Origin of the sequence: Idiomarina sp. UBA4206 (genome assembly GCF_002383015.1) — a bacterium.
Classification (GTDB): Bacteria; Pseudomonadota; Gammaproteobacteria; order Enterobacterales; family Alteromonadaceae; genus Idiomarina; species Idiomarina abyssalis.
This window is the reverse complement of record NZ_DFTS01000007.1, coordinates 24,258-27,165: the sequence shown is the minus strand read 5'-3', so window position 1 is coordinate 27,165 and position 2,908 is coordinate 24,258. Positions and strand designations below refer to the sequence as shown.

Sequence of the window (2,908 nt, the reverse complement as noted above, 5' to 3'; positions counted from 1 at the left end):
TACCTGAATGAGCAGATGAAGGCCATTCAGCGCGAGCTGGGCGATATGGAAGAGGGCGGCAACGAACTCGAAGCCCTCGAAGCCAAGGTAAAAGAAGCGGGGATGAGCGCCGAGGCCGAAGAAAAGGCCATGTCAGAGCTCTCCAAGCTGAAAATGATGTCGCCCATGTCGGCGGAGGCTACTGTTGTTCGGGGTTATATCGACTGGATGGTGTCGGTTCCGTGGAAAAAGCGTTCGCGTATCAAGAAAGATTTAGCTCATGCTGAAAAAGTGCTAGATGCTGATCATTATGGGTTAGAGAAAGTCAAAGAACGCATTATTGAATACTTAGCGGTGCAACAACGAACCACAAAAGTGAAAGGTGCAATTCTTTGCCTGGTAGGGCCTCCTGGTGTGGGTAAAACATCGCTTGGCCAGTCCATAGCGAAAGCTACGGGAAGAGAGTACGTGCGCATGGCATTGGGTGGCGTTCGTGATGAAGCAGAGATACGCGGACACCGTCGAACCTATATTGGCTCTATGCCAGGCAAGCTGATTCAAAAAATGTCGAAAGTTGGTGTACGTAATCCACTGTTTCTTTTAGATGAAATTGACAAAATGTCGGCGGATATGCGTGGAGACCCGGCCTCAGCGTTATTAGAGGTGTTAGATCCGGAACAGAACGTTAACTTTAACGATCATTATCTTGAAGTGGATTACGATCTGTCAGATGTCATGTTTGTTGCGACCTCTAACAGTATGAATATTCCGGCGCCTCTGCTTGATCGAATGGAAGTGATTCGTCTGTCCGGTTATACCGAAGATGAAAAGCTGAACATCGCTAAACGTCACTTATTGACTAAGCAGATTGGCCGTAACGGTTTAAAAGAAAAAGAAATTACGGTTCAGGACAGTGCCATTATCGGTATTATTCGTTATTACACCCGCGAAGCAGGTGTGCGTAACCTTGAACGTGAGTTGTCACGATTGTGTCGCAAAGCGGTGAAAGAAATTCTACTGGACAGTTCAATTAAGCACGTTGAAATTACCGGTGATAATTTAAGTGACTATCTGGGCGTGCAGCGCTTTGATTATGGTAAAGCGGAAGAAGCCAACCAAGTCGGTCAGGTTACTGGCTTAGCATGGACTGAAGTGGGTGGTGACTTGCTCACTATTGAAGCCACGAATGTAGCGGGTAAAGGAAAGACAACCACGACTGGTTCGTTAGGCGATGTTATGCAGGAGTCTATTCAAACCGCACTGACCGTAGTTCGCAGTCGGGCTGATAAGCTGGGTATTGCCGATGACTTTCATGAGAAGCGCGATATTCACGTTCATGTTCCTGAAGGCGCCACGCCAAAAGATGGACCAAGTGCCGGTATCGCGATGGTTACGGCTATGGTTTCATCGTTAACCGGTAAACCGGTACGCTCTGATGTGGCAATGACCGGGGAAATTACGTTGCGGGGTGAAGTATTGGCTATCGGTGGCTTAAAAGAAAAGCTATTGGCAGCTCATCGCGGTGGAATTAAGCATGTATTAATTCCCAAAGAAAATGAACGCGATTTAAAAGAAATAGCCGATAACGTTAAAGAAGACCTGGTAATTCAACCGGTGAAATGGATTGATGAAGTATTAGATGTCGCTTTGGTTAAAGATTAATCAGTGACTTAATACTAAAGTCATATTCCAACGCTAGAATGCGGTCTGCGGATGAGAAATCATGCCTCAGACCGCATTTTTTCGTTAAAAAGTGAGTAAAAAGGGTTTTCAATCGAAACGACTGTGGTAGCCTAGAGTTTAAAGCTGATTCAAATGTATGACATGAGAACAGCTGGATAGGAAAGCCATTTGGACATAATGGTGCTTGAACAATTAAATCAAGCTTGATATAACCGTTTTGGCCCATTTAAATCCGAATGGAACCACGGAAACTTGATAATAACAATCTAAGGGGATGATACTGTGAACAAGTCTCAGCTTATTGACAAAATCGCGGCAGGTGCAGATATTTCTAAGGCTGCTGCTGGTCGTGCTCTGGACTCAATGATCGATGCAGTAACTGATGCTCTAAAAAAAGATGACCAAGTCGCATTAGTTGGCTTCGGTACGTTTAGCGTACGTGAGCGTTCTGCTCGTACTGGTCGTAACCCTCAAACGGGTGAGACTATCCAGATCGCTGCTGCTAAAGTACCTTCTTTTAAAGCAGGTAAAGCACTGAAAGACGCAGTAAATTAATTAAAGCGCATTAGCGCTTTTTTTAAAGAATAATAATAGTAGCCCGAGGTTTATAAAACCTCGGGTTATTTTTTTGTATGAATGGTGAGTTTTAAGACGAATCACCTTATAATGTGACGTCGTTTATTCAGGTTAAATAAGGAAAGCCTTATTATGTTAGAGCGGATTCGGGAAGGCTCGCAGAGTTTTACTGCTAAGGCCATTCTTGTGTTAATCATTCTAACTTTTGCATTGGCAGGTGTTGGCGGTTATATCACCGGCGACACAGAAGATGCTGTTGCAAAAGTTAATGGAGAAGAAATTCCTCGTAGTGACTACGATCGTGCTTATGAAAACGAACGTAGCCGCTTACAAGAGCAGTTCGGCGATATGTTTTCTGCCATTACTTCCGATCCGGAATACATGCGTAGTTTGCGTAGCAGAGTTCTGGAACAGCTTATAGAACAGGAATTACTCGTACAGTACGCAGAAGACAGCGGAATGCGTGTGGGATCAGAGCAGGTTAAAGCAGCAATTCGTGATATTCCTCAGTTTCGCACCGCCGGACAGTTTGATAACGACGTCTATTTAATGGCGTTACGAAATGCGGGCTATAGTCCGGAAGCTTTTGCTAAAGTTATGCAGCAGGACATGACCCGGAATCAACTTTTGCGGGGCTTGTCTCAGTCTGAATTCGTTTTGGAACCTGAGA

3 protein-coding genes are annotated in these 2,908 nt (G+C 44.8%); all 3 read left to right on the top strand.

Features of this window, described 5'->3' with window-relative positions:
* The coding region (lon, locus tag B3180_RS00890) for an endopeptidase La (protein WP_286842365.1) at positions 1-1,641 on the top strand (1,641 nt) is incomplete at its 5' end.
* Positions 1,642-1,944: 303 nt separating this feature from the next.
* Positions 1,945-2,217 (top strand): nucleoid-associated protein HU-beta, encoded by a 273-nt coding sequence (hupB, locus tag B3180_RS00885; RefSeq protein WP_011234253.1) that lies wholly within the window; start codon positions 1,945-1,947, stop codon positions 2,215-2,217.
* Between the two features lie 153 nt (positions 2,218-2,370).
* Positions 2,371-2,908: SurA N-terminal domain-containing protein (locus B3180_RS00880; protein ID WP_286842363.1), on the top strand; the 538-nt coding region annotated here is incomplete at its 3' end.